Annotated in this window: 20 protein-coding genes and 5 pseudogenes; 12 read left to right on the plus strand and 13 right to left on the minus strand. The window is 69.2% G+C overall.

The features are described 5' to 3' along the window. Positions 1-455 (minus strand): YbhB/YbcL family Raf kinase inhibitor-like protein (locus tag AB0N31_RS32285; RefSeq protein WP_366062041.1); only part of this gene is annotated, 455 nt, incomplete at its 3' end. A gap of 98 nt (positions 456-553) precedes the next feature. Between AB0N31_RS32285 and AB0N31_RS32290 the strand changes: the two genes are divergently transcribed. Beyond that, positions 554-1246: a GntR family transcriptional regulator gene (locus AB0N31_RS32290; protein WP_366062042.1), complete on the plus strand. Its 693-nt coding sequence runs from the start codon at positions 554-556 to the stop codon at positions 1244-1246. Here the strand turns inward: AB0N31_RS32290 and AB0N31_RS32295 are convergent. The 8 genes and pseudogenes from AB0N31_RS32295 to AB0N31_RS32330 all read right to left on the minus strand — a co-directional run. Next, positions 1243-4203, minus strand: a complete 2961-nt coding sequence (locus AB0N31_RS32295; protein WP_366062043.1) for a Tn3 family transposase — start codon at positions 4201-4203, stop codon at positions 1243-1245. The genes AB0N31_RS32290 and AB0N31_RS32295 overlap by 4 nt on opposite strands. A 520-nt stretch (positions 4204-4723) precedes the next feature. Beyond that, positions 4724-5347 (minus strand): hypothetical protein, encoded by a 624-nt coding sequence (locus AB0N31_RS32300; RefSeq protein WP_366062044.1) that lies wholly within the window; start codon positions 5345-5347, stop codon positions 4724-4726. Between the two features lie 161 nt (positions 5348-5508). Beyond that, positions 5509-5799: pseudogene (locus AB0N31_RS32305) on the minus strand (MFS transporter); the annotation flags it as partial. Positions 5800-6030: 231 nt separating this feature from the next. Further along, positions 6031-6510, minus strand: a complete 480-nt coding sequence (locus tag AB0N31_RS32310; RefSeq protein ID WP_366062045.1) for a MarR family transcriptional regulator — start codon at positions 6508-6510, stop codon at positions 6031-6033. Positions 6511-6544: 34 nt separating this feature from the next. Further along, entirely contained in the window at positions 6545-7459 is a 915-nt protein-coding gene (locus AB0N31_RS32315) for an NADP-dependent oxidoreductase (RefSeq protein WP_366062046.1), read from the minus strand. Between the two features lie 262 nt (positions 7460-7721). Continuing rightward, positions 7722-8117 (minus strand): annotated as a pseudogene (locus AB0N31_RS32320) (ISAzo13 family transposase); the annotation flags it as partial. 24 nt (positions 8118-8141) lie between these two features. Then, positions 8142-8336, minus strand: a pseudogene (locus AB0N31_RS32325) (IPT/TIG domain-containing protein); the annotation flags it as partial. 71 nt (positions 8337-8407) lie between these two features. Beyond that, positions 8408-8596, minus strand: a pseudogene (locus AB0N31_RS32330) (IPT/TIG domain-containing protein); the annotation flags it as partial. A gap of 674 nt (positions 8597-9270) precedes the next feature. On the opposite strand from AB0N31_RS32330, the gene AB0N31_RS32335 reads away from it, so the two are divergent. From AB0N31_RS32335 to AB0N31_RS32360, 6 genes are all read left to right on the plus strand, one after another. Further along, the gene (locus AB0N31_RS32335) at positions 9271-10014 is read left to right on the plus strand and encodes an IPT/TIG domain-containing protein (RefSeq protein WP_366062047.1); all 744 of its coding nucleotides are present in this window, start codon (positions 9271-9273) and stop codon (positions 10012-10014) included. A 194-nt stretch (positions 10015-10208) separates the two neighbouring features. Next, positions 10209-11264, plus strand: a complete 1056-nt coding sequence (locus tag AB0N31_RS32340; RefSeq protein ID WP_366062048.1) for an IPT/TIG domain-containing protein — start codon at positions 10209-10211, stop codon at positions 11262-11264. Positions 11265-11596: 332 nt separating this feature from the next. Continuing rightward, positions 11597-12064, plus strand: a complete 468-nt coding sequence (locus AB0N31_RS32345) for an Ig-like domain-containing protein (RefSeq protein ID WP_366062049.1) — start codon at positions 11597-11599, stop codon at positions 12062-12064. A 247-nt stretch (positions 12065-12311) separates the two neighbouring features. Next, the gene (locus AB0N31_RS32350) at positions 12312-12473 is read left to right on the plus strand and encodes a hypothetical protein (RefSeq protein WP_366062061.1); all 162 of its coding nucleotides are present in this window, start codon (positions 12312-12314) and stop codon (positions 12471-12473) included. Beyond that, complete coding sequence (locus AB0N31_RS32355) at positions 12473-13105, plus strand: transposase (protein WP_366062060.1); 633 nt, start codon at positions 12473-12475, stop codon at positions 13103-13105. The genes AB0N31_RS32350 and AB0N31_RS32355 overlap by 1 nt, the downstream gene beginning before the upstream one ends. A 364-nt stretch (positions 13106-13469) precedes the next feature. Then, on the plus strand, positions 13470-14039 hold the full coding sequence (locus tag AB0N31_RS32360; RefSeq protein ID WP_366062050.1) for a hypothetical protein: 570 nt from the start codon (positions 13470-13472) through the stop codon (positions 14037-14039). Positions 14040-14534: 495 nt separating this feature from the next. On the opposite strand, the gene AB0N31_RS32365 is transcribed toward AB0N31_RS32360, so the two are convergent. Together AB0N31_RS32365 and AB0N31_RS32370 are read right to left on the minus strand one after the other, a co-directional pair. Then, positions 14535-14858: a hypothetical protein gene (locus tag AB0N31_RS32365; RefSeq protein ID WP_366062051.1), complete on the minus strand. Its 324-nt coding sequence runs from the start codon at positions 14856-14858 to the stop codon at positions 14535-14537. 325 nt (positions 14859-15183) lie between these two features. Then, positions 15184-15948, minus strand: coding sequence for an SDR family NAD(P)-dependent oxidoreductase (locus AB0N31_RS32370; RefSeq protein ID WP_366062052.1), 765 nt, complete (start codon positions 15946-15948; stop codon positions 15184-15186). Between the two features lie 101 nt (positions 15949-16049). Between AB0N31_RS32370 and AB0N31_RS32375 the strand changes: the two genes are divergently transcribed. The 4 genes from AB0N31_RS32375 (at position 16050) to AB0N31_RS32390 (ending at position 20034) form a co-directional block, all read left to right on the plus strand. Next, the gene (locus AB0N31_RS32375; RefSeq protein WP_366062053.1) at positions 16050-16904 is read left to right on the plus strand and encodes a helix-turn-helix transcriptional regulator; all 855 of its coding nucleotides are present in this window, start codon (positions 16050-16052) and stop codon (positions 16902-16904) included. Positions 16905-17628: 724 nt separating this feature from the next. Beyond that, a complete protein-coding gene (locus tag AB0N31_RS32380; RefSeq protein ID WP_366062054.1) occupies positions 17629-18216 on the plus strand; it encodes a peptidoglycan-binding domain-containing protein in 588 nt (195 codons plus the stop codon). Positions 18217-18458: 242 nt separating this feature from the next. Then, the gene (locus tag AB0N31_RS32385; protein ID WP_366062055.1) at positions 18459-19229 is read left to right on the plus strand and encodes an SDR family oxidoreductase; all 771 of its coding nucleotides are present in this window, start codon (positions 18459-18461) and stop codon (positions 19227-19229) included. Positions 19230-19287: 58 nt separating this feature from the next. Further along, positions 19288-20034 carry an SDR family oxidoreductase gene (locus AB0N31_RS32390; RefSeq protein WP_366062056.1) on the plus strand — a complete coding sequence of 249 codons (747 nt, stop codon included), beginning with the start codon at positions 19288-19290 and terminating at the stop codon, positions 20032-20034. Here AB0N31_RS32390 and AB0N31_RS32395 read toward each other — a convergent pair. Further along, positions 19983-20927, minus strand: a complete 945-nt coding sequence (locus AB0N31_RS32395) for a LysR family transcriptional regulator (protein ID WP_366062057.1) — start codon at positions 20925-20927, stop codon at positions 19983-19985. The genes AB0N31_RS32390 and AB0N31_RS32395 overlap by 52 nt on opposite strands. Positions 20928-21335: 408 nt before the next feature. On the opposite strand from AB0N31_RS32395, the pseudogene AB0N31_RS32400 reads away from it, so the two are divergent. Beyond that, positions 21336-22053: pseudogene (locus tag AB0N31_RS32400) on the plus strand (IS5 family transposase); the annotation flags it as partial. A gap of 129 nt (positions 22054-22182) precedes the next feature. On the opposite strand, the gene AB0N31_RS32405 reads toward AB0N31_RS32400, so the two are convergent. Next, the gene (locus AB0N31_RS32405; protein ID WP_366062058.1) at positions 22183-22677 is read right to left on the minus strand and encodes a GNAT family N-acetyltransferase; all 495 of its coding nucleotides are present in this window, start codon (positions 22675-22677) and stop codon (positions 22183-22185) included. Between the last annotated feature and the right edge of the window lie 198 nt (positions 22678-22875).

Here is a 22875-nt window from a genome sequence, read left to right on the forward strand (position 1 = left end):
GGTGTGGCGTCGGCCGGGACGCCTGTCGAGGGGATGTCGAGGGCGTGCACGACGACGAAGTAACGGTGCGGGCCGTGTCCGGCCGGCGGGGCGGCGCCGATGTAGCGGGCCACGCGGGCGTCGTTGGGCAACTGGTAGGCGCCCTCGGGTATCTGTGAGCCGGTGTCGTCGCCGGCGCCCTCGGGCAGCTCGGTGACGGTGGCAGGGATGTCGGCGACCGCCCAGTGCCAGAACCCGGACCCGGTGGGGGCGTCGGGGTCGTAGACGGTGACGGCATAGCTCTTGGTGCCGTCCGGGGCGCCGCTCCAGGACAGCTGCGGGGATGTGTCCTTCCCGCCGGGCAGGCCGGAGGAGTGCTGCTCGGGCGGCCACGCGGCGCCGTCGGTGACGGTGGTGCTGGAGACGGTGAACGAGGCCGCCTGAGGGAGGCGGGCGAAGGGGTCGTTGGCAGGCACAGCGGTCGTTCCTTTCCGGACGAGGACGTCCTCATCGGCTACTGAATCGACCGTAACACGGATAATCGATTATCTAGTGGATCGTCTAGGATGGGCTCATGGATCAGACGGCGCACTCCTCGACCCCGCCGGGGAAGCAGATGCTTTCCGAGCAGGTCTACGCACACCTGCGGGACGCGATCATGCGTGGGGACCACCCCCCTGGCGCCCCCCTCAAGCCGCAGGATCTTGCCAAGGAGCAGGGCGTGAGCCTGGCTGTGGTGCGCGAGGCGCTCGTGCGGGTGGTCGGCGAGGGGCTCGCCGACCGGCTGCCCAACCGCGGTTTCGCCGTCCCGTCCTTCTCCGACCGCCGCTGGCAGGAGATCGCGGAAGCCCGTCGGACCGTCGAACCGGTCGTACTGCGCATGTCCATCGAGCGCGGCGACGTCGACTGGGAGGCCCGCGTGCGAGCCGCCCACCATCGTCTGGTGCGCACTCCGGCATACGCGCCGGAGGAGAGCGAGTACTACACCGGCGCTTGGGCCGAAGCTCATAGGGCCTTCCACCGCACGTTGCTGGAGGGGTGCGGCAACCGCGCACTGCTGGAGACCTTCGACCGGATGTGGACCGCGAGCGAGCTGGCCCGCCGTTGGTCGGCGCACCGCAACCCCGACCGGGACGGCGCCGAGGAACACCGCAGGCTGGAGGAGGCAGCGCTGGCCCGCGACGCCGACACCGCAGCCGCGGTCCTGGTCCAGCACCTCACCTTGACCGCGGCTGCTCTGACCGACGATTCAGGTCAGGCCACCTAGGCTGGTGCCACAGTGGCGAGGTCGAGGTGGGAATTCATGTCCAGTTCGAACCGGCCGTAAGGGTTCACGTGGGTCCAGAACAACGGGGACAGAGCTCGCCGGTCGGCGTCGGTGAGCCGCCTCTGCCACATCTCCTCGCTCAGGATGTCCTGGAGCAGCAGGGTGTTGACATGCACCAGCGCGGACTGGAGCAGGTGCAGGGCGAGCATCGAAATTTCCTGGGACTCCTTGTCGGAGCCGGTCAGGTCGCCGTCCTTGCCGTAGAACAGGTCGTGGTTGGCGGAGTTCCAGTTCTCCACGACCTGGAGGCCGTCGTTGATCTCGCGGCGCAGGTCGGCGTCGGCGAGGTAGTCGCAGATGAATGCCGTCCGCACTGCCCGGCCGAGTTCCTCGATTGCCCGGTAGGTGGGGTGCTTGGGCCCGCCGCGGGTGAAGCGGCGCAGGACCTGCTCGGCCTCGGCGGTGCCCAGGCGTAGGGCGGTGGTGTACTTCACGATCTGGTCGTACTGCTGGGCGATCAGGTCCCAGTCGATCGTCTTGGTCGACAGCACCGGTGCCAGGTGCGGCCAGGTCTCGTCCTCACCGGCCGCCGGCCGGTACAGCCGTGCGGAGCCGACGTTCTTCAGCCGGGGCAGCAGGTTGAAGCCGAGCATGTGGGCGAAGGCGAACCTGACAATGGAGGCGCCGTGGGTGTCGGTGTACTGGCGGTCGATCTCCACGTCCGTGCAGTGCCGCAGCACGCCCTCGATCATCGCGGCGACCTCAGACGCGGAGCAGGACTTGAGCTGGGAGTAGACGCACAGCGACTTCCGCTCGACGTGCCAGTAGATCATCACGCCGGGCCCTCGGTAACGCTGGTGCCACTCGGTCATGAAGTTGCTGGACCAGGAACCGAACTTCTTCGAGTCCGACGCGCAGGCGGTGCCCTCTCCCCACCACGCGGCATCGCGGGCCGCGAAGGTGGCGTTGACCAGCCGGACCAGGGCGGCGCGCAGGTTGGTGCGGTTGACGAACAGGTGCCGTACCCGGCGCAGGACGGCCTCGCTCTCGCCGTGCTTGCCGGTGACCGCTACCCGCTTGATGCCCATGTTCGTGCCCAGCGCGAACAGCACCAGCAGCAGCCGGCGCCGCAGCACCGCCTTCGGGACCGCCTCCCTCGTGGCGACCGAGGCGAACTCCGAGGTGAAGCCGGTGGCGAACTCGGCCTCCTTCAGGATGTCGATCAGATCGATGGTGCCCCAGCGCCCCTCGATCTCTGCCTTCAGCGCCACCAGGTTCTCCGGCTCCACCTGCTTGCCCAGCGGCGAGACCTTGATCCACGGCTCGCCGTGCTTCCTGACGATGTCCACTCCGCCCGTGGTGCCAAGCTCCAGGGCGGTGTCGAAGCGGGTCAGGGCCTCGCGCAGCCGCTTCTGAAGGGCCCCGATGAAGGCCCCAGGGCCCTGCGGCTGACGGATCGCGTCGTAGTGCACGTCGCGGTTGTCCTCGAAGTCCGGCGGCAGATCATCCTCCGGGTTCTGCCACCGCCCCGGCACCCAGATCTCCCGGCGCCGCAGCGCATCCCGCAGGCTGACCAACACGCACAGTTCGTACGGGATGCGCTCGACGCGGCCGCGCTCGTCCACCACTGCCTTGCGCCACTCCTCGCGCACCACCCCGGCCAGCGGGATCCTTTCCGACTCCTCGAAGAACGCGCCCTCCTTGGCAATGGGCTGGTCCAGGTACCGCTTCAGCAGGTCGATGGCGTCCATCACCGGCCGGTAGGCGGTGTTGTTGCACTTCAGCTCCAGCGCCCCCAGTAGCGGGGACAGCATCCGCCGCCAGTGCCCCGAGTACGACGACCGCAGCACCGTGCGCACCCGGGCACGGTAGCGGGCCTCGTTCGCCGCGGCCTCCGCGGCCAGGGCCTTCGGCGTCGACTCCCCGGCCACCGGGAAGATCACCTTACGGACCGTGCCGCCCGGCTCCGCGACCGCGGCCTCCGCCAGCCGCAGCAGGATGCCCTCCTTGCCGCGGACCCGCTTGAGGTCCTTGGTGAACTCGCCCTCGACCTTCTTCTCCGCCCGCGTGTTGATCCGCTGCACCAGCTGGATGAACAGTTCCACCAGCGAATCGGTGATCTCCGTCTGCCGCACGTGGCACAGCGCGGCCAGCAGCGTGTACCGCACCGGTCCGGCTGCCGCCCGCAAGTCCGAGGGGTACTCCTTCGACGCCCGCGCCCGCCACGCCGCCACCACCTTCTCTGACACGTCCCCGAACAGTTCCGGGGCCAGCTCCAGCGCGCGCACCCGCTGGAGCTTGTTCACCTCCGCCAGCAGACTGTCCAAGCCCAGCGCACCCGGGTCCGCCTTCAGCTCGGAGAAGAACGACACGCCGCCGCCCGCCGATTCCTGCCCGCCGGTGTCCTCGGCGACCAGGTCGTCCAGCCGGGAACGGGTCGCCGCCGACAGCCGGTCCACGGTGGCCGCGCAGAACCGTTCCTCGAAGGTGGTCACCGCCGACCCGACCAGCCGGGCGATGCGTCCCGGCGCCGGCGGCTCCATCCGGTCGCCCCGGCAACGCACCACCACGGCCTCCGCCAGCCGGTCCCGGCTCAGCTCAACCCCGCAAAGCTCCGCCACCAGCCACTCGGCGAGCTGCGCCTGGTCCTCTGCGGTGCACTCCCGGAACCCGAACGCGCTCCGGATCTCCACCCGGTGCCGCTTGATCGCCCGGCCCTGCCAGTCGTACCCGGCCCACTCCTCGGACGGCACCTTCACCTGCTGGGCCACATACGACACCGCAGGCGCCGGGATCTCGCCGGGATTCTCCGGGAACCGGGCCTCCACCTCGAAAAACTTCAGCAACAACGCGAATCCCAGCCGGTTCGCCCCCGACTTGTTCCGCAGCCGCTCCTGGTCCTCCTCCAGCAGCGTCCAGACCTCGATCAGGTCCTCCGGCTCCCAGTCGTGCCGCAACCCGCGCTCCCTCCGGTCGTCGTGACCGGACCAACCTCGCGGAACCACTCCCTCAACAACACCAGAAGATCGAAAACCCGGACTAGCGCACCCCCGCTTTGCTACAGAGAGCTACTTGTCACTTCGCGGCAGCTTCGGGAGGAAAGGGCCGAGTCGGCATGCGCCGGCGCGGTGACGGCCAGAAGGGCGCCGCCCGCAGCGGCCACGACGAGGATGCCGGAAGTGATCTTCGTGACGGTCCAACGACCGGATCGTCGGACCGTCACCCGCAACGCCCTCCCGGCACGCTCCCGCTGTAGAAGCCTGGGCTGCGCGGCCAGGGCGGGCACGCGTAGTGACAATCGTCCCGCACGGCATGGGTCGGCGGGTACAGGGCGGTCATCAGCTCCAGGCCGGTGACGGCGGTGGAGCCGCGCCTCGTCATCACCCGGGACGCGTACACGCCGAGCAGCTGAGCGAGCTCGGCCGGCAGCAACTGCCCAGCGGTGTCCCGGTCCTGCCTGCGCCGCAGGCCAGGGCCTCAGGCGGCGAACGGGTTGGTGTGGCCGGGCAACTGCTGCCCCGGGCGCAGGAACCGCTGGCCGCCCTGTTCGTCACGCACCGCGAGGAACCCGGCGTCCGTCAGCCGCCGTGCGATCTTCCCGCGACGGATCGCGCCCACCTTGAACGCCACGGTGAAGAGCAGCGCGACCGCCCCGCCGGAGGCGACCGCTTCGACCGGCGACCTGTCGATGAGCAGGAGGACGGTCAGGACCACGCAGGCGAGGTAGCCCAGCATCTTCTGGCTCCGGTCGGCGACGTACAGTGCCATGACGTCGAAGGTGACGAGGTCCTTCAGCACGGCCACCGCACCGGCCGCTTCGGGGAGCGGCTTCAACGAGCCCTGCTCCAGACCCGGCACTGTCCCTCCGTTGCCCGCCTGCGGATGGGCGGCGATGGTGGCCGCCTCGCGGACGCGTGCGTCGTGCTGCGGGTCCCGGTACATCCGGACCTGAACGAGCGAGTTCTTGAACCCGGTCCTGTACGCCATGCCGTACGTGTAGCCGTACTGCTCCGCCACGTGGGCCAGGGCGGCCGCCTTCGGCGTGGAGCCCTGGGGGGCGATCTCGACGATGTCCTGCTGACGGGCGATCTGCTGGAGCATTCCCGCTATGTGACGTTCTACGGACATCCTGTTCCCCGCCCCCTGAGACCCCGCGCCTGGGGCCGACCGGCGCACAGCCTAGCTGTATTGACCACGAGCGTTGTTGGCAGTGGGCGGGGGTTCTGTCTTTTGCTTCCGGCTGTGGCCCGGCTCTTGTGCGGTCAGCCGACGGAGGCAGTCTCAGCAGGGTCCGTCTCGTCCGCGACCGCGGAGGGAGTGTTCTTGGGACCACGGAGGGCGACGTGGACGAACAGGACGCCCATGATGACGGCGCCCGCCCACATGGCCTGCTGCCAGCCGTCGACGAAGGACTACTGCGCCGCGTGGAGCACGTCCGGTGCGTGTGGTCCAGTGCTGCCCGCCACCTCAACCGCATTGGCTACGCCCTCGCGGGCGGTGTCCGCGGCGGCTTGGGGGATGCCGTGCAGCTTGTCGTCGATGGCGTTGCGGTGGGCGCGCGCCGGGCACCCCGGCCCACGGCCACCCCGGTGATGCGCCGTCCTCACTGCCGACGGTGGGGGTAAGGACCTCGAGCGCCCGTGATCGCCCAGGTGGAGTCTCTCCCGCCTGCTGCCGGTGTCGCGTCCCTCTTGCCCGGGCGGCGAGGGCTGTCCTCGGGGCACCCCGCCGCGCGCGGTGTGGGGGCGGTCGGCCCGGCGAGTGGGCCGCCTGCCCGTGCCTGACTACTCGGCAGGTGCCTGCCGGCTGTGGTCCCTGACCGACTTCTCGATGGTGTACGCCCACGTGGTGAACATCTCGACCTGGTCAGGGGTCAGATCGCGTACGGAGATCTGCTCCAGGGTGCGCCACATGTCGGCGATGGGCTCCTTGAGGGCGCGGCCGGTGTCGGTGAGGCTGACCACCATGACCCGCCGGTCGTGGGGAGCGGGCTCCCGGGTGAGCAGTCCGGCCTCCTGCATGCGGCGCAGCGACTTGGAGACGGTGGAGTGGTCGAGGCCGACACGCTCCAGCAGTTCTGTCTGTGTCTGGCCGTCGCGGTCGAAGAGCTGCATCAGCAGCAGTTCCTGTCCCGGGTGCAGGTTCAGGGCGCGCAGCATGGCGGCGGCGTGGCCGCGGTGGGCGCGGGCGAGCTGGAAGACGGCGTAGCTCAACCGCCCGTCGCGCGCGGCGTCCGGTAGCTCCGATGGGGTGGTGTCGGGCATTGCTGCTCCCTGGTCACAAGAATGGGGTGATAGGTCAGTCGACGGTGAGGACGATCTTGCCGCGGTTGTGGCCGCCGTCGCTGGCCTGTTGCGCCTTGGCGGCTTCTGCCAGCGGGTGGACGGCGCTGATCGTGGTCACCAGCGTGCCGTCGGCGGCCTGCCGGGCCAGTTCGGCCAGTCGGGCGGCGGAGCGGCGCTGCGGGCCCTCGGCGAAGACGACGCCGAGTTCGCGGGCGCGGAAGTCGGCGGTGGTGACGATCCGGTCGGTGCCGCCGCGCAGGATGATGGAGTCCTCCAGTGCGCCCTTGCCCGCGGCGTCGAAGACGGCGTCCACCCCGCCGGGGGCGAGCTCGCGGACCCGCTGGACCAGGTTGTCCCCGTAGACCAGCGCGCTCGCGCCGAGCGAGGTGACGTACTCCTGGTTGGCCCGTCCGGCGGTGCCGATGACGCGGGCACCGCGTGCGACGGCGAGCTGGACGGCGATGGTGCCGAGCGCGCCGGACGCTCCGTGGATCAGGAGCGTCTCGCCCGAGGTGAGGCCGAGCAGGTCCAGCACGCGTTCGGCCCCGTCGCTCGCCACGGGCAGGGCGGCGGCGTGTGTCCAGTCCAGGCCGGCCGGCTTGGGCGCGAGGACGGCCGCGGACGCCAGGGCGTACTGGGCGTAGGAGCCGGTGTCGGACCAGCCCAGGACCTCGTCCCCCACCTTCAGGTGGTCGACGCCCTCGCCGACGGCGTCGACCACACCGGCGATCTCCCCGCCGGGCACGGCGGGCAGCGTGGTGGGGAAGATGGCCTCCATGACACCGGAGCGGATCTTGCCGTCCACCGGGTTGACGCCGACAGCCCGTACCCGCACACGGACCTGGCCGGGGCCGGGCTGGGGGGTGTCGATCTCCGCCTCGTGCAGAACCTCGGTGCCGCCGAACGCGTCGAAAACGATGGCCTTCATGACTGGGGTCTCCTCGAGTGGGATGCCACGCCGACCGCATTCTGTGGCCAGCCACATAAAAGTAACACCAATTATGTGGCTAGCCAAGTAATTATTTCGAGTGAGACCCCGGAGGCAGCGACGTGGACCGACGACAGTTCCTCGCGGCATCCGCCGCCGTCGGCCTGGCCGGCTCGGCCTGCCCGACGCTGAGGCGGTCACCCGCCGCGCGAACCAGGCCGGCCCGATCGCGGTCGGCGGCCCGTCCGGCGCCGTTCCATCAGCGGCGGATCGATTCGACGGCGAACGCGGCGGCGTCGTGGCCGGTACCCACGTCGACCCAGCCGGTGTGCGCGGCGACGCCGTAGATGCCGCAGGGAACCGCTCTGCCCAGCTCGCGGTCGGGGAAGTCGTGGGCGTCGGCCCGCACCGGTTCGCCTCTCGGCTCCCCTTCACGGCCGTTGTTCTTGAACGGGCCGACCAGTTCCTTCTTCTTCGTGTCCACGCTGATCACCGGAGCCCCGCAGTCCTGGTGATCGCGGGCCTGCTCGTTGAGGTGGCGGAACTGTGCGTCCCGGTCGGGGTGCTGCTTGCCTTCCAGCGTCTTGGCATTGCTCTGCGGGCTGAGGCCCTCCTCGCGCAGGAGGTCGCCCACCGCGTCCGCACAGACAGTGATGGACGGCGAGTCGAGATAGGTGTAGACGACCCCACCGGCGGTTCCGCCCCTGGTTCGTACGGTGATCGTCACCGGACCTGCGGAGGCAGCCGCAGGTCCGGTGACGGTGAGTTCACCGTCGGAGTCGACAGTGAAGGCGGCGGCCTGCGCACCGAAGAGGACCTCGTACGTGGTGTAGAGGCCGATTCCTGTGAGGGTCGCCGTGTTGCCGACGGCCAAGGGGCCGGCGGGAGGCGGAAGGAGGGTGGCGGCAGGTAATAGAAACTTCCGACGACGCCCGTTCCGCCAGCGGTGGTAACCGAGACCGGAACGGCGCCGTGGCCGGAGGGGGTGACGGTGGCGGTGGTGGAGTCGTTGGGGACCGTGAAACTCGCAGCCCGGCGGGAGTCGTAGAGCACGCTGGTGGCGCCGGTGAAATGGCTGCCGGTGAGCGTCACCGCGTCGCTCCCACCCGTGGATCCCTGGTTCGGTATGACCGCCATGAGGCGCTCCCTGAGTCTGTCGGCCGATCGGCGGGCTGCGTCGTCGGCCGGTCCCTGCACCGATGGCCGCAGTGGTTCTCCTCTCCGGAGTAGCCCATTGGCCCACGCACATGACAAGAGTTGAGGGCATATGTCACCCGAATGAGGTACGTGTTCGCAGGCGCGTATCCAGCCGACACCGCGTACCGCGCGGCGACTGCTTCCGCGGCAAAGCGCGAGGTTCCCCGGGGCCCGCGGCTTCGCCACCGCAACAATCTCGGATTGCAACGAATTAGATATATGAACAGATCTTCGTCAATGCGCCGCTGATGTGCCCCGTTTTCACGCCGTGGCGCTCACCTGAACGGATGATTCTGCGACGAAAGCCTTGTCGCCCTGTCACTCTGCTGGGTTGATTCTCGTGTCAGTAATCAGCGGCATTCGAGTCCGCAAACAGACACGGGCAAGCCCCCTGATCAGGCGGCAACTGACGTCTGACGGGCTGTACTTCTCGACAGGCCTTGCGCACAGCGCCGACGGCTGCAGACCGTCGACCGGGCATCGGCACAAGGCCATCGAGATGCCACTTGGCCAGTGGACACGAGAGCAGGCTCGCCCTCATCCGGGACGTAAGCGGACCGAACGCCCCATCACTGCTCGGCAATGTACCGCATTCCGAGCGAGGAGGAACACTCATGCCTATCAGCCCGAACCAGGGATCCAGCGGCGGCGGCACACTCGTCACGATCACCGGCAGCAACCTCACCGGTACCACGGCCGTGCGCTTCGGTACGCGACTCGCCACCTCCGTCACCAACGTCTCGCCCACCCAGGTCACCGCGGTCTCCCCCTCCGGCACCGGAGCGGTCGGCGTCACCGTGACCACCCCGGGAGGGACGAGCAACCCGATCCCGTTCTACTACGTCGGGGCGCCGTTCAAGCAGTCCCTCAGCCCGTCCTCCGGGTCGACCGCGGGCGGCGACACCGTCACCATCAACGGCACCGGATTCTCCAGTGCCACCAACGTCTCCTTCGGTGCCAACACCGCGGTGCCGACGGTGGTGTCCGACAGCCAGCTCACGGTCGTCGCACCGGCTGGCGCGGCCGGCTCGGTCGGCGTCAGCGTCACCACGGCCGGCGGCACCAACAACGGGCTCTCGTACACCTACGTCGCCGCCCCGACGGTGACGTCGGTCGTCCCGGCGGAGGGACCGGAGTCCGGCGGCACCGCGGTGACCCTGACCGGCACCGGCTTCACCAGCACCAACCAGGTCACCTTCGACGGCAACCCGGCACCCTTCACCGTGATCTCCGACACCTCGCTGTCGGCCGTCACGCCTCCCGGCACCGGCGGTCCCGTCGACGTCGTCGTGACCAACGACGCAGGCAGCGCCATCCTCGCGGACGCGTTCACCTACATCGCCGGCCCCGGCATCTGACCGCCCCTCAGCGGTCGGCCCGTCCGGAGCGGACGCGATAGCCCATCAGGGCCCGTCCACCCCCAAGCCCCCGGCCCGGAAACCCCACCCAGGCCGGGGCCCCACCGCCCGCCCGCCAGGAGGCAGAGGCAGGGCAAGCCCGTCAGCTCTCTCCTCGGCCCTCCCGGGCCCGCCCGACACTCTACGGAGACACCGTGAAAGACAGCGCCCCCGCGGCTGGAGCGGTCCGGCCCACCGCCGTCATCGCCGCCGTACCCGTTCTCACCGCGGTCGTACCCAGCACGGGCCCTGCGGCAGGCAGCAACAATGTTGTCCTGAACGGCAGCGGGTTCGTCGGAATCACCGCCGTCATGTTCGGCACCAAAGCGGCCCTCGGCTACACGGTCAACTCCCCCACGCAGATCACCGCAGTAGCCCCGTCCGGAACCGGCACCGTTGCCGTGACCGTCAAAACGCCCGGCGGAACCAGCAACTCGGTCCCCTATACCTACGCGGCACAACCTTCCCTGACCGCCGCCTCGCCGAGCCAGGGACCGTCTTCGGGCGGCACCACCGTCATCCTCACCGGGACCGGCCTCACCGGGGCCACGGCAGTCACCTTCGGCAGCACACCCGCCACCAGCTACACCGTCAACTCACCCACCCAGATCACCGCCGTCGCCCCCGCAGGGACAAGCGCCGTACCCATCACCGTCACCACGCCCGGCGGTACGACCGGTCCCGTCTACTTCTTCTACCTCAACGCGCCCACCGTCACCACCGTGTCGCCGAGCCAGGGACCGTCTTCGGGCGGCACCACCGTCATCCTCACCGGAGCCGACCTCACCGGGGCCACGGCAGTCACCTTCGGCAGCACACCCGCCACCAGCTACACCGTCAACTCACCCACCCAGATCACCGCCGTCGCCCCCGCAGGAGCGGGCTCCGTAGCCGTGACCGTCACCGGCCCGGGCGGCATCAGCAACTCCGTCATCTACACCTACGTGACTCCACCGGTCCTCGGCTCCCTCACGCCCACACAGGGGCCCACCGACGCCGGAGCCGGCGTCACTCTCACCGGCAGCGGTCTGGCCACCACGACCGCCGTCCACTTCGGTGCCGCACCCGCGGCCTTCAACGTGCTGTCCGACACCACGGTTGCAGCGACCGCCCCAACGGGGGCACCCGGCCCTGTTTCCGTCAACGTGACCACGATCGGCGGCACCAGCAACTCCCTCATCTACACGCGTGTCGCCTCTCCCCTGATCTAGATCGGCACTCCAGACCGCTTGGACGACACGGGTGCCGACCCTCTTCCCCGGAGGCTCTTTGCCGGTTTTCGTTTCTGGTTTGGGCGCGAATGCTTCGACGCCGGGCGAGTCTGCCGACATACAAAGGGACCGTTGCGCATCACCGTCCGTGAATCTGCGAAACCGTGGTCCCGGCCCCGCCATGCCTCTGGCCCAAGCGGGTTGACTAGGCTCAAGCCTCCCAGGAATGCGAGAACCTGACGCGTAACGTGACGCTCCCCGACCAGTCATGGCGGACCTCCGCCCGGATCGATCAAGGAGCCGAAACCGTGAGACGTTGGCAGGACCGAAGAATGTGGAAGACCGGCACCATCCTGGCGCTGGCCGCCGTAGTGGGCCTCGCTTCACCGGCAGCGGCAGCTGTCGACTCGACGACGACGGTCACAGCGTCACCCCCAGCAGCAAACGTCGGGGTACCCGTGACACTGACCGCGACCGTCACCTGTGCGGCCGACCCCACTGGAGGTCTCGGCGTGACGTTCTTCGACGGGGGCGACATCCTGGACACCGCGCCCGTCGGCGCGGACGGACAAGCGGAGCACACGATCTCCTTCACGACCACCGGCACTCACACAATCACGGCCGCATACAACGGGAACGAAAACTGCTTCGCTTCGAGCAACACGACCGCCGTCGTGGTCTCAGCGGCGCCCCCACCCGTCCCCCCCACGCCACCTGCGAACGGGTTCTGCCTACTCGCCTGCGGCGGCCTGATCAATTTCACGGTCGGTGACATCAACAACAACATCGAAGTGCACTGACTTCCCTGACGGCTCAGCGGCACCGGCCCGGCACGGTCACGCGTTCCCTCCTGCTACGCAGGACACCTTCCCACCTGCAGCGAGCACAGCATCATGACGTCCACCTCACGATCACCGCAGGCAAGGGCCAACCTCGCGCTCTCACGAACGTCCATGCCTTGATCAAATAAACGGAGAGTGCTTCTGAGCTGCAACGATGGGACTTGTCCAGGGTCCCGTTGGCTGCACGGAAAGAAGCACTCTCCAGGTGAGCAAGCGTATCGGGTTGTACCCGCATGTCCGCGTCGAGGGAGGTGGCAGCAGGGCGGTCTCACAGGCCGGGGCGGTGCTGCTGGTCGAGACGCTCCGCAAGTCCAACTCGCCCTGGCTCAACTCCCCAGACCCCTGCGGCGGGGCCGGCAGACACTGATCCGCACCGACTCCGCCGGCGGCACCCACGCCATCCTCGACTGGCTCTCCCGACCCGGCCGGTGGCTGTCGTATTCCGTCGGAATGACCATCACCGACACCATCCACCAGGCCGTCCTGAAGATCCCGAAGAAGGCATGGACACCGGTCTACGACCCCGGCGGCACCGAACGGCCCGGCGCCTGGGCGCCGAGATCACCGACATCCCGACCTGAGCACCTGGCCCAAGGGCATGCGGCTGATCGTCCGCAAGGAACGCCCGCACCCGGAGTCCAGTTGCGCTTCACCGACCTCGACGGACTGCGACTGACCTGCTTTGCGACCAACACCAAAGGCGGCCAGCTCGCCGACCTCGAACTGCGCCACCGCCGCCGCGCCCGCTGCGAGGACCGCATCCGAAACGCCCGCAACACCGGACTGCGCAACCTGCCCCTGCACGACACAGCCCAGAACCGGATCTGGCTGGAGATCGTCTCCCTCCCGCTCGATCTCCTCGCCTGGATGCCGATGCTCGCCCTGACCGGCAAGACCCCCCGCTGGGAACCCAAGAAGCTCCGCCTGCGGCTGTTCTCCGCCGCCGCCCAACTCGTCACCACCGGCCGCCGCCGTTGGCTCCGCTTCACCACCCGATGACCCTGGACCGACGAGATCACCCGGGCAATCGACCGGCTCAATGCCTTGCCGAGCCCCGGCTGATCAGCCACTTCAACCGCCCCAACAACCGCACCACCACACCGGGAAAGCGGAACCCGGCGCCCACCCGACGCGACAACCGGGCCGTCAACCTGCCCCAGCCCCGAAGAATCCGCACCTCGCAAACGCAGAGTCCCCGTCAGCACACCGATGAGGACTCATGAACGATCGAGGCTAACCCGCTCATCTCAGACCAACGACCCACCGAGCGGAAAGCTACGAGTCAATGATCCGCACGCCCTAACAACCATCAAGACCCGCCAGACCGACCATGTGGCCGTGAGTGCTGCCTTATGGTTCCGGGATGAGCAACTCCGCTGCGGCTGCTGTCCTCACAACCGCCGAGCTACCCGAAGCGATACGCGCGGTGCGCATTCTGCTGGGCATCGCAGACATCGCTCGGGGAGAGGTCGACTTCGAAGCCGCGATCAGGTCGCCGGATGTCCTGGCACGAGTACGTCACGTACTGCCCGACCTCGAATGGCGGGCGTCGACCGGCGCGGAGCACGGCTCGTCGGGAGCCGGCGACGACCCTGCGGCGTGTCTGCCGATCCAAGTGTCCGACTGGGGTCGTCCACTGGACCTCGCCGAACCCTTCATCGCCACTCTGGGGCCGGATCCCGCAGCTGTCCGGTGGGACCTGGACGCATGGCCCGCGGTTCCCGAGGCGGGACTGGAAGCGATCCCGCAGAAATACGCGTACCTCACCCTGACAGTGAATTCCCGGGACCTCTACCAGGACGAGCCGTCGCAGGACCACACCGTCCACGTGCACGTCCGGGACCGGAACGGCGACCAGTTCCCCCGCGTTCACTGGCTCGCTGGTCAAGTGGGTGGTCGGTTCACAGGCAGGGTGGAGATCGCCCCGCTGTAACACCTCAGAAGACAGGCGAGACCGCATCCTTGGTGAGAGCGACGAGGCGTGCCCCGTCCGACTGCCCTGGTCCGCTTGCGCCCACTGCCCAGCCGCCCACTGGTGGTCGCGCAACAAACATGCGGTACCCGCCACTTGTCGACGTCATGGTCTCCGATGCCGACAACCCGGTGTCGGGCTGGAAGCGCCGCCCGGTCCCAGGCTGCAAGCGTGCCGCCCACGAACAGGGCAGGTGCACCGGCCGTGCCCAGCGCTGGCACCGGGTCGGTCGCCCTGACCTCGCGGTGTTCCTCGCGGATCCCGGCCCTCCGTTCCGGTGACGCTGATCGCGACGCCCCGTACTGCCCCGATTACGGACCCTGCTCCTCACAGAGCGCCAGGCTGTCACGGGCGCCGGGCGCCGAAAGCCGGGACAGGCCGGTGCCCCGTCCGGCGCTCTCGGTATCTGGTCGACGTTGACCGCGGAGGCGTCGGTGATGCTGCAACCAGTCGTCTTCAGTTCCGCGCCTCCGCATCGAGGCGCGCCAGCCCCTGTTCCCAGCGGCGTCGGCGCTCGTCCTCGGACTGGTCCCACCAGGGGGTGCCCCGTTCGCCCAGCGCGACCTTCGCCCGGTTCACGCGTGCCCGCGCCGCCCGCTCGGCCTTCGCGTCACCCGCAGTCGTCGCGGAGCGCACCGCGCGACGGGCCGACATGAGGTGACGTCGAAGACGAGCCGTGATCTCCTCGGGGACGGACGGATCGGTTGCCCGCCATCTCCGTCCCCTGATGACGACGAAGTGCCCGTCGGGGGTTTTCTCCGGTGACTGGTGTGCTTCCACCCGAACGATTCTGCCCACTCGGGCCCGCCCCGGCGCGACGCCGGGCGGCACGGTCCGTCAGGCCGTCGTCGTCCTGGTCCACGTCCTCGTCCGGCCGCGCACCGACTGGCACGTCATGTGCACCCCGAGCACCGAGGCCCGGGTGCCGGCGCCGCGGCGGGCCGGGGCGGGGAGTGCGGTCGGCCGGGCCGCGCACCCGCGCTTCCTTCAGGACGGGGACGAGCTGAGGACTGCCGGTGGCCTGCCCGGCGGTCAGGACGACCGTCGTCGGTCGGCAGCGCCGGTCGGCGGCCGGGGAGGGATCTTGGAGGCCGGGCCCGCCGGACTACTTGCCGTGCGGGTCGGAGGCGTTGATCGTCGCGACGACCCGGTCGTAGTCGCCGCGGGCCTCGCCGTGGCGCAGGAACTTCACCCGCTCGACCTGGATCTCCTTCGCGTCGGGCTGCGTCTCCAGCAGAGCGACGGTCTCGGCCACGAACTCGTCCAACGGCATGGCGAGTTCGTTGTCCTCGTGGCCGGGCAGGAGCGCGGTGCGCACGGCCGGCGGCACGAGTTCCACGACCTTCACCGAGGTGCCGGCGAACTGCAGCCGGATGGACTCGCTGAGCATGTGGATCGCCGCCTTCGACGCGTTGTAGCTCGGGGTGACCTTCAGCGGCGTGAACGCGAGACCAGAGGAGACGGTCATGATCGTGGCGTCCGGCTGCGCCTGCAGGTGCTCCACGAACGCGGCGACGAGCCGGATCGGGCCGAGTACGTTCGTCGTCACCGTGGACTCCGCGGAGGCGAGGAACGACGCGGGATCGCGCCAGTCCTCGATGTTCATCACGCCGGCCATCGTGACGAGGACGTTGAGGCCGGGGTGATTCGCCAGGACCTCCTTCGCGGCGGAGGCGATGCTCGCGGCGTCCGTGGTGTCGATCCGCACCGTGCCGATGCCGGGGTGCTCGGCCGCGATCCGTTCCAGCAGCTCGGCTCGTCGGCCGCCGACGACGACGGTGTTGCCCCTGGCCCGCAGTTCGAGGGCGAGGGCGAGACCGATGCCGCTGGTGGCGCCGGGGATGAAGACGGTGTTTCCGGTGATGTTCATGCCTCGACTGTCACCGGTTCGGCGCCGCAGGTGCAGAGACCGGTTATCGGGGGATCGGCGATCCCTGGCTCGCCCACCGTGACCGGGCGACAATCGATCTCATGGACCGTGCAGCACTGGCCGACTTCCTGCGCCGCCGCCGCGAGGCGCTCCAGCCCGAGGACGTCGGGCTGCCCACCGGCGCGCGCCGCAGGGCCCCGGGTCTGCGACGCGAGGAGGTCGCGTCCCTCGCCGTGATGTCGACCGACTACTACACGCGGCTGGAGCAGCGACGCGGTCCGCAGCCGAGCGAGCACATGCTGGCGTCGCTCGCCCGGGCACTGCGGCTGACCGGCGACGAGCGCAACTACCTGTACCGGATCGCCGGGCACAACGCTCCGGCGCGGCTGTCGTCCTCGACCCACGTCGCCCCCGCGCTGCTGCGCGTGCTGGACCGCCTCGACGACACTCCGGCGTGCATCCTGTCCGACCTCGGAGAGACGCTCGTGCAGAACAGGATGGCCGCCGCCCTGCTCGGCGACGCATCGGGCTACACGGGCCTCGCCCGCAGCGCGGTCTACCGCTGGTTCACCGACCCCATGGAGCGATCGCGCTACCCCGAGGCCGACCGCGACCGCCACAGCCGCGCCCAGGTCGCGAGCCTGCGCGCCGCCTACGGGCTGCGGGGCCCACGGTCCCGGGCCGGTGAGCTCGTGCGCACCCTGCAGAAGACGAACGAGGAGTTCACCGAGCTGTGGGAGCGGCACGAGGTGGCACAGCGCTTCGAGGACCACAAGACCCTCATCCACCCCGAACTCGGCGCACTCGAACTGGACTGCCAGGCGCTGTTCACCGAGGACCAGTCCCAGACCCTCCTCGTGCTGACCGCCCCGCCACGGACCGAGAGCCACGAGAAGCTGCAACTGCTCGCCGTACTCGGACTGGACCGCTTCACCGAGGCAGGGTCCGGTGGCTGAAGGCCGCGGTGGAACGACCGTCGCATCCGGGAACGAGCCGCGGCAACAAGCTCCCACCGCGGCCCTCGCCGACAGTGCCGGCGGAGTTCCTCGGACCAGTCTCGGAGTTGGTCCTCGAGGGCCACGGTCTGGAGCAGTCGGGGACGTGGGTGAGGAGTTGCTCGTGCGGCTGCAGCAGCAACGGGTGCCAAACCGGTCCGACTGCCCGTAGTTGTCGGGCAGTCGCCGCGCGGGGAGGGCATGCCGGTCGTGAGGGTCGTGCATGCCCCATGGTGTCCGCCGATGTCGCTCCCGCCCGCCGCCCGCTCCGAACGCCGCCGTCCACGAGATCCGCCTGAGCGCATCGCCGACGACCGCGCCGTCGTCGGTCTTGGTCCACCAGCGCCGGCGGCTGCCGGGAGCACGGGCCGGGGGCGCGTTCACAGGAGTCGGCGGGTGGCCGTTTCCGTCGTCCCGCCGTGCAGTCGTCCAGGTCGGTGTCCCAGCAGGTCAGCGCGGCAGGCATCCCATCATGACCGCACTTCGGCTGCAGCGGCGGCATCCCCTTCCGCCACGCGCCACTCTGCTCTCGTCACTCGCACCGCTCCGCACGTTCTCGTCCCGGCAGTCCTTCCAGCCCTCTTGAACACGCGGGCCGGGCTGGAAAGCGCGGACGAGCACGACGGTCCATCACGCGACGGTGCGTCAGACGGCTGTCCGACAACCGAAGGAGAACCTCGCCGCCATGGGAAGACTCGCATTCCTCGTTCGCCCCGAAGACGAAAACCCACGGCATCGGGACGGGCACCGCACCGGGCCGGGGTGGCGGATCCGGATCGGGACCTTCGCCGCCACCGCGGCGATGGTCTCGGCCGGCATCGTGCGTGGGGCCGGCCCCGCGTCGGCGGCCCCGGCCCCGATCAAGCTGACCTCCGCCTCCTGCCCCGGCGAGATCGTGCAGGGCCAGGAGAGCGGCTGCGTCACGGAGTTGCAGAACCTGCTCAACGCGCACGGCGCCGGTCTGGTGGTGGACGGTCGGTTCGGGTCGAGCACGCTCTACGCGGTCCGTGAGTACCAGGCCGCCACCGCGATCGCCGTGGACGGGCGGGTGGGCCCCGCGGTCTTCCTCGGCGCCGCCACGGCCGCAGCCCCCGTCATCCGTCTCCGCACACGATCGCCCGGACGGGCTCCAGCCACGCCCGCCGGTGTCATCCCATCGCAAGGCCGGTCCTCGCTGGAGCCGCGACGGGACCCGGCCGACCGACGGCTCCGCCCCTCCTCCTCACACCTCGACCAGACGCCACACCGTTCGGCCCGGCCCGGCCTGCCGTGACCGACGACAGTCCTGCCCGCGCCCACCGCAGTCACACTGCACACCGCCTGGTCACGGGTTGGCCATAGGCAACCCCTATAGCACCTGCTCGTTTTTCGTCTTTGCCTCTGAATATGGCTCGGACCTACGGTGAAACAGCTCGACAAGGCGAAATACGCACCGCGGTTCTCCGGAATTGACGCCCTGCACACATCGCCTCTTTCCAGTCGAGCGGACCGTATGCAACCAAAAGGGCCGGTGACATGATCACAGCCAAGAACGATTCAGAAATGCGAGAACTCACGGGGAGGCGAGCCCTCGTCACGGGCGGTTCGCGCGGAATAGGGGCGGCCATCGTGCGCCAACTCCTGGACGCGGGCGCCGAGGTACTCACGACCGCCAGGTCGAGGACGAGCACGGTGCCGGAGGGCGCCGCCTTCGTGGAGGCCGATGTGCGGACGCGGGCCGGGGCGGAGACAGTCGCCCGGGCCGCGCAGGAAGCGCTCGGCGGGGTGGACATCCTGGTCAACAACGCGGGTGGAGCGCGACCGTTCCAGCACACCTGGGCCATCCCCGACGAGGAGTGGCAGGACCAGCTTGACCTGAACTACCTGGCGTCGGTGCGGCTGGACTCGCTGCTGACTCCGGGTATGCGTGAACGGCGTTCGGGCGCGGTCGTGCACGTCTCCACGGCCGCCGTTCCCACCTCGGCACCGCCGTTCCTGCATTACACGGCGGCGAAGGCGGCGCTGCAGAACTACAGCCGGGGGCTGGCCCTGGAACTGGCCCCGTTCGGAGTCCGGGTCAACGCGGTGTCTCCCGGCAGGACCACCACCCCCGGTGGCGAGGCAACGCGGGAGCAGTGGGCGAGCCTGGACGAGGGACCTGGCCGGGACAACACCGCCCCTCCGCTGGGACGCGACGGCCGGCCCGACGACATCGCCGACGCGGTGCTGTTCCTCGTATCGGACCGGGCGAGCTGGCTGACCGGAAGGAACCTCACCGTGGACGGCGGCGAATTCCCCGTGGGGTGACGCCGACGAAGCGAAAGAAGGACCTGGACAAAGAAATGAAGAAACAAGGATCCCGGAAATGAACGAAAAGTACAGCGAAAAGAGCGCTGTGATCACGGGCGGCAGCAGCGGCATAGGTTTCGCGACGGCGAGGCTGCTGGTGGACGCCGGAGCACGCGTGGTGATCACCGGCCGTTCCCGGACCGCCCTCGTCGCCGCGACGGAGCGCCTCGGCAGCAACGCGCTGGCCGTCCGGAGCGACGTGGCCTCCCTATCCGACCTGGACGCTCTGGCTGCCTACGTACGAAACGAACTCGGCACGGTGGACGCCCTGTTCGTCAATGCCGGCATCACCAGTGCCATGCCTTTCGCGTCGACGACCGAGGAGATGTACGACGAATCGTTCGCGATCAACGTCAAGGGCGCCTTCTTCACCGTGCAGAAGCTCGCCCCGCTGCTGAGCACGGGCGCCGGCGTCGTCCTCACCACCTCGGCCGCAAACGTCATGGGCATGCCGGAGACCAGTGTCTACGCGGCCGGCAAGGCAGCGCTGCGCTCGATGGCCCGCAGCTTCTCCAGCGAGCTCCTTCCCCGCGGGATCCGCGTCAACGCGATCAGCCCCGGTCCCGTCGACACGGGAATCCTGGAGAACACGATGAGCAAAGAGGCCGCCGATCAGTTCAAGGCGGAACGGGTCGCGGAGAACCCCATGCGCCGTTTCGGGACTCCGGAAGAAGTCGCCAGGGCGATGGCATTCCTGGCCTTCGACGCCACTTACACCACGGGCACCGAATTCGTGGTGGACGGAGGCGTCACCCAGTTGTGAGCAGGCGCTGACCCGTTGCTGGAGAAGCCGGTGCGGTACCAGGTCTCCTGACGCAGGAATTCGAGCAGGGCCATTTCCGCCGGGCCCGCGCCGGGCCGGACCGCGGCGACGGTGGGCATGAAGACGGCGGGAAAGACGGGACGTGTGAGGTGCTCGAACCCGGGGGGCACCGCGGAGGTCGGAACGAGCGTCACTCCCAGCCCGTGTGCGGCCCAGCGCACCGCCGTCGCCTTCTGGGAGACGCGGGCGACCGTCGTCGGAGCCAGTCCGTTGTCCCGCAGCACGGCGTCGAGCGCGCCGGCGTGGTCGAACCTGATCCATGGTTTCCGCGCCACGTCGCGCAGCTCGACCCGGTCCTCGGCGAGCTGCGCGTCCTCGGGACTCAGCACCACGACGAACTCCTCGTCGCCGAGATGGTGGCCCTCGTACAGGCCTTCCTTGCACGGCCCGCTCATCAGGCCGAGGTCCACCACTCCCCGGCGCGCCAGTCGTTCCAGCTCGGCGGGGTTGGCCTCCTCGAACACGGTGATCTCCAGCCGCGGGAAACGGCGGCGCAACGCGCTCAGTGCGCCCGGCAGCTGACGCGTGCCCAGTCCCATCTGCGCCGCGACCACCAGCTCGCCCTCCGGCTCGTCGGCACCGGCCCGCGCCGTCGCCTTCGCCCGTCGCGCCGCCCTCACCGCGACCTCCGCGTCCCGCAGGAACGCGCGACCGGCCGCGGTGGGCACCAGTCCGGTCGGCGTGCGGGCGAACAGCGTCACGCCGAGTTCCCTCTCCAGACTGCGGATCTGCTGCGACACCGACGGCTGAGCGACATGCAACGACTCCGCCGCCGCCGTCACCGAGCCCGCCTCGGCAACAGCCAGGGCATACTCGAACTGACGAAGAGTCATCGCCTCTTGTCCCCTCCCTATGCTGGACCACGGCCCACCGCGTTGTGAATCGAGCCCCGGACACGGCGCCGGACGAGACCGCCCCGCACCGTGATCGACAGCGCCGATCTGCAGCGCAGTCGAGTCAGGGCCCCGAACATGGCAGTCGAGTCAGGGCCCCGAACATGGCAGTCGAGTCAGGGCCCCGGAGATGCCACAAAGTCCGGAACGACGGATGCCGGCGACTGTCCGTCGCGAAACGAGGCAACGCGATCGGGACCCAGCCGTATTCCCGTTCCTGCGCCCGCAAGGAATCGGCTTCAGGTGATGGACCTCCGTCCTTCGCACGCGCCGACGCGATCAAGCGCCGCCTCGGGCAACACGACAGCTGAGCGGTCCTCCCGGCGGGCACGCCTCGGCGTGAAGAGATCCGCGATCAGGCTGATGTCCACGTCCGGCTGTACATGGCAGCAGTTGCCGTCAGCGTCATTCGGACCGTCGGGGACGGCAGCTCACCGGCGCTTCTCCGAGTGGACAAAGGCCAGAGTGTGGGCCAAGCTCCACCGCCTGGCCCTCGACGAACTCGGCTCCCGAGGCGAGTCGGACTGGTCCCGCTGCGCGATCGACTCGGTCACCATGCGGGCCCTGGAAAGGAGGCCTGACAGGCCCGAATCCTGTCGACCGGGGCAAGTACGGCTCGAAGATCCACTTGATCACCGAGCGCACCGGTCTGCCCCTGTCCGCCGGGATCTCCGGCGCGAACCTGCACGACAGCCAGGCGCTCACCCCTCTGGTGAAGGGCACACCGCCGATCCGGTCCCGCCGAGGACGTCTGCGACGCAAGCCGGGCAAGCTCCACGCAGACAAGGGTTACGATCACTCGCACCTGCGGCGATGGTTACGCGAGCGTGGCATTACCCACCGCATCGCCCGCAAGGGCATCGAGACCTCGACGCGGCTGGACCGTCACCGCTCGACCGTCGAACGCACCATGACCTGGCTCGCCGGCTGCCGACGCCTCCACCGCCGCTACAAGCGCAAAACGGAACACTTTCTCGCTTCCACGAGCATCGCCTGCACCTTCATCTGCTACCGCAGGCTCGTGCCCACCCGGAACAGCAAGGCTCAGGTGTTGGCGGCGCCATAGTGCAGGACGTTGCCTTGCAGAAGCAGGTATCCGATGTCCCGCGTCTGCGGCAACCTTCCTGCCAGCGTCGATGCGTCGGTGCAACCAGAGACCTCGAGGCCGATGACCCCCAGGCTGAAGGAGCAAGGTCTATGGCTGGAGGTCGCGCTGGTACCAAGTGCCTGACTTGCCGCCGAGATCGGCCGGGGTGGCAGGGCCAACCGGGACGAACCCGGCCTTGGCCAAGACTTTCCGGGACGCGGCGTTGTCGTGGGAGGTGGCCGCCCGCAGTGTGCGCAGGCCGTGCATCGCTGCCCCCATCCGGCACAGCTCCTGGACGGTCGCGGTCGCCACGCCGCGGCCGGCGACCCGCTCCGCGACCCGGTAGCCGAGTCTGGCAGTGCCGTCCTCCAAGTCGTACAGGTTGAACCTGCCGACTACCGAGCCGTCCTCGTCGACGAGCACGTAGAAGGCACAGATGCCAGCCTCCTGCTCGGCCAGCGAGGCGTCGTACCGGTCCGCGAACTGGTCGAAGAAGTCGTCGCCACGGTCGGAGATCGAAGCAGCGAAGTAGGTGCGGTTCGCCAGCTCGAAGGCCAGGACCGCCGGGGCGTGGCCGACATGCAGCCGCTTCAGCTCGGGCATCGCCCGACTCTACCCAGATCGTGCGCTGAGGCCACCTGAGTTTCCGCCAGTGGCAGACAGGCCCAAGACCAGGGCGCATAACAATCTACGGCTGGAGTACTAATACTCCAGCAGGATTTCGCTGTCTGACCTGGTCTTTCGCCGGGCGGGCGGAGTGTAGCGCGGCTTCGATCGTGTGGGGGCGGTCTTACGGGGACC

It is taken from the genome of Streptomyces sp. NPDC051051, assembly GCF_040682975.1.
GTDB lineage: Bacteria > Actinomycetota > Actinomycetes > Streptomycetales > Streptomycetaceae > Streptomyces.

Coding starts and splice junctions, on each gene's coding strand:
- AB0N31_RS32290 (WP_366062042.1), top strand. CDS start 554: ATGGATCAGACGGCGCACTCCTCGACCCCGCCGGGGAAGCAGATGCTT.
- AB0N31_RS32300 (WP_366062044.1), bottom strand. CDS start 5,347: ATGCTCCAGCAGATCGCCCGTCAGCAGGACATCGTCGAGATCGCCCCC.
- AB0N31_RS32310 (WP_366062045.1), bottom strand. CDS start 6,510: ATGCCCGACACCACCCCATCGGAGCTACCGGACGCCGCGCGCGACGGG.
- AB0N31_RS32315 (WP_366062046.1), bottom strand. CDS start 7,459: ATGAAGGCCATCGTTTTCGACGCGTTCGGCGGCACCGAGGTTCTGCAC.
- AB0N31_RS32335 (WP_366062047.1), top strand. CDS start 9,271: ATGCCTATCAGCCCGAACCAGGGATCCAGCGGCGGCGGCACACTCGTC.
- AB0N31_RS32345 (WP_366062049.1), top strand. CDS start 11,597: ATGTGGAAGACCGGCACCATCCTGGCGCTGGCCGCCGTAGTGGGCCTC.
- AB0N31_RS32360 (WP_366062050.1), top strand. CDS start 13,470: ATGAGCAACTCCGCTGCGGCTGCTGTCCTCACAACCGCCGAGCTACCC.
- AB0N31_RS32370 (WP_366062052.1), bottom strand. CDS start 15,948: ATGAACATCACCGGAAACACCGTCTTCATCCCCGGCGCCACCAGCGGC.
- AB0N31_RS32375 (WP_366062053.1), top strand. CDS start 16,050: ATGGACCGTGCAGCACTGGCCGACTTCCTGCGCCGCCGCCGCGAGGCG.
- AB0N31_RS32380 (WP_366062054.1), top strand. CDS start 17,629: ATGGGAAGACTCGCATTCCTCGTTCGCCCCGAAGACGAAAACCCACGG.
- AB0N31_RS32385 (WP_366062055.1), top strand. CDS start 18,459: ATGATCACAGCCAAGAACGATTCAGAAATGCGAGAACTCACGGGGAGG.
- AB0N31_RS32390 (WP_366062056.1), top strand. CDS start 19,288: ATGAACGAAAAGTACAGCGAAAAGAGCGCTGTGATCACGGGCGGCAGC.
- AB0N31_RS32395 (WP_366062057.1), bottom strand. CDS start 20,927: ATGACTCTTCGTCAGTTCGAGTATGCCCTGGCTGTTGCCGAGGCGGGC.
- AB0N31_RS32405 (WP_366062058.1), bottom strand. CDS start 22,677: ATGCCCGAGCTGAAGCGGCTGCATGTCGGCCACGCCCCGGCGGTCCTG.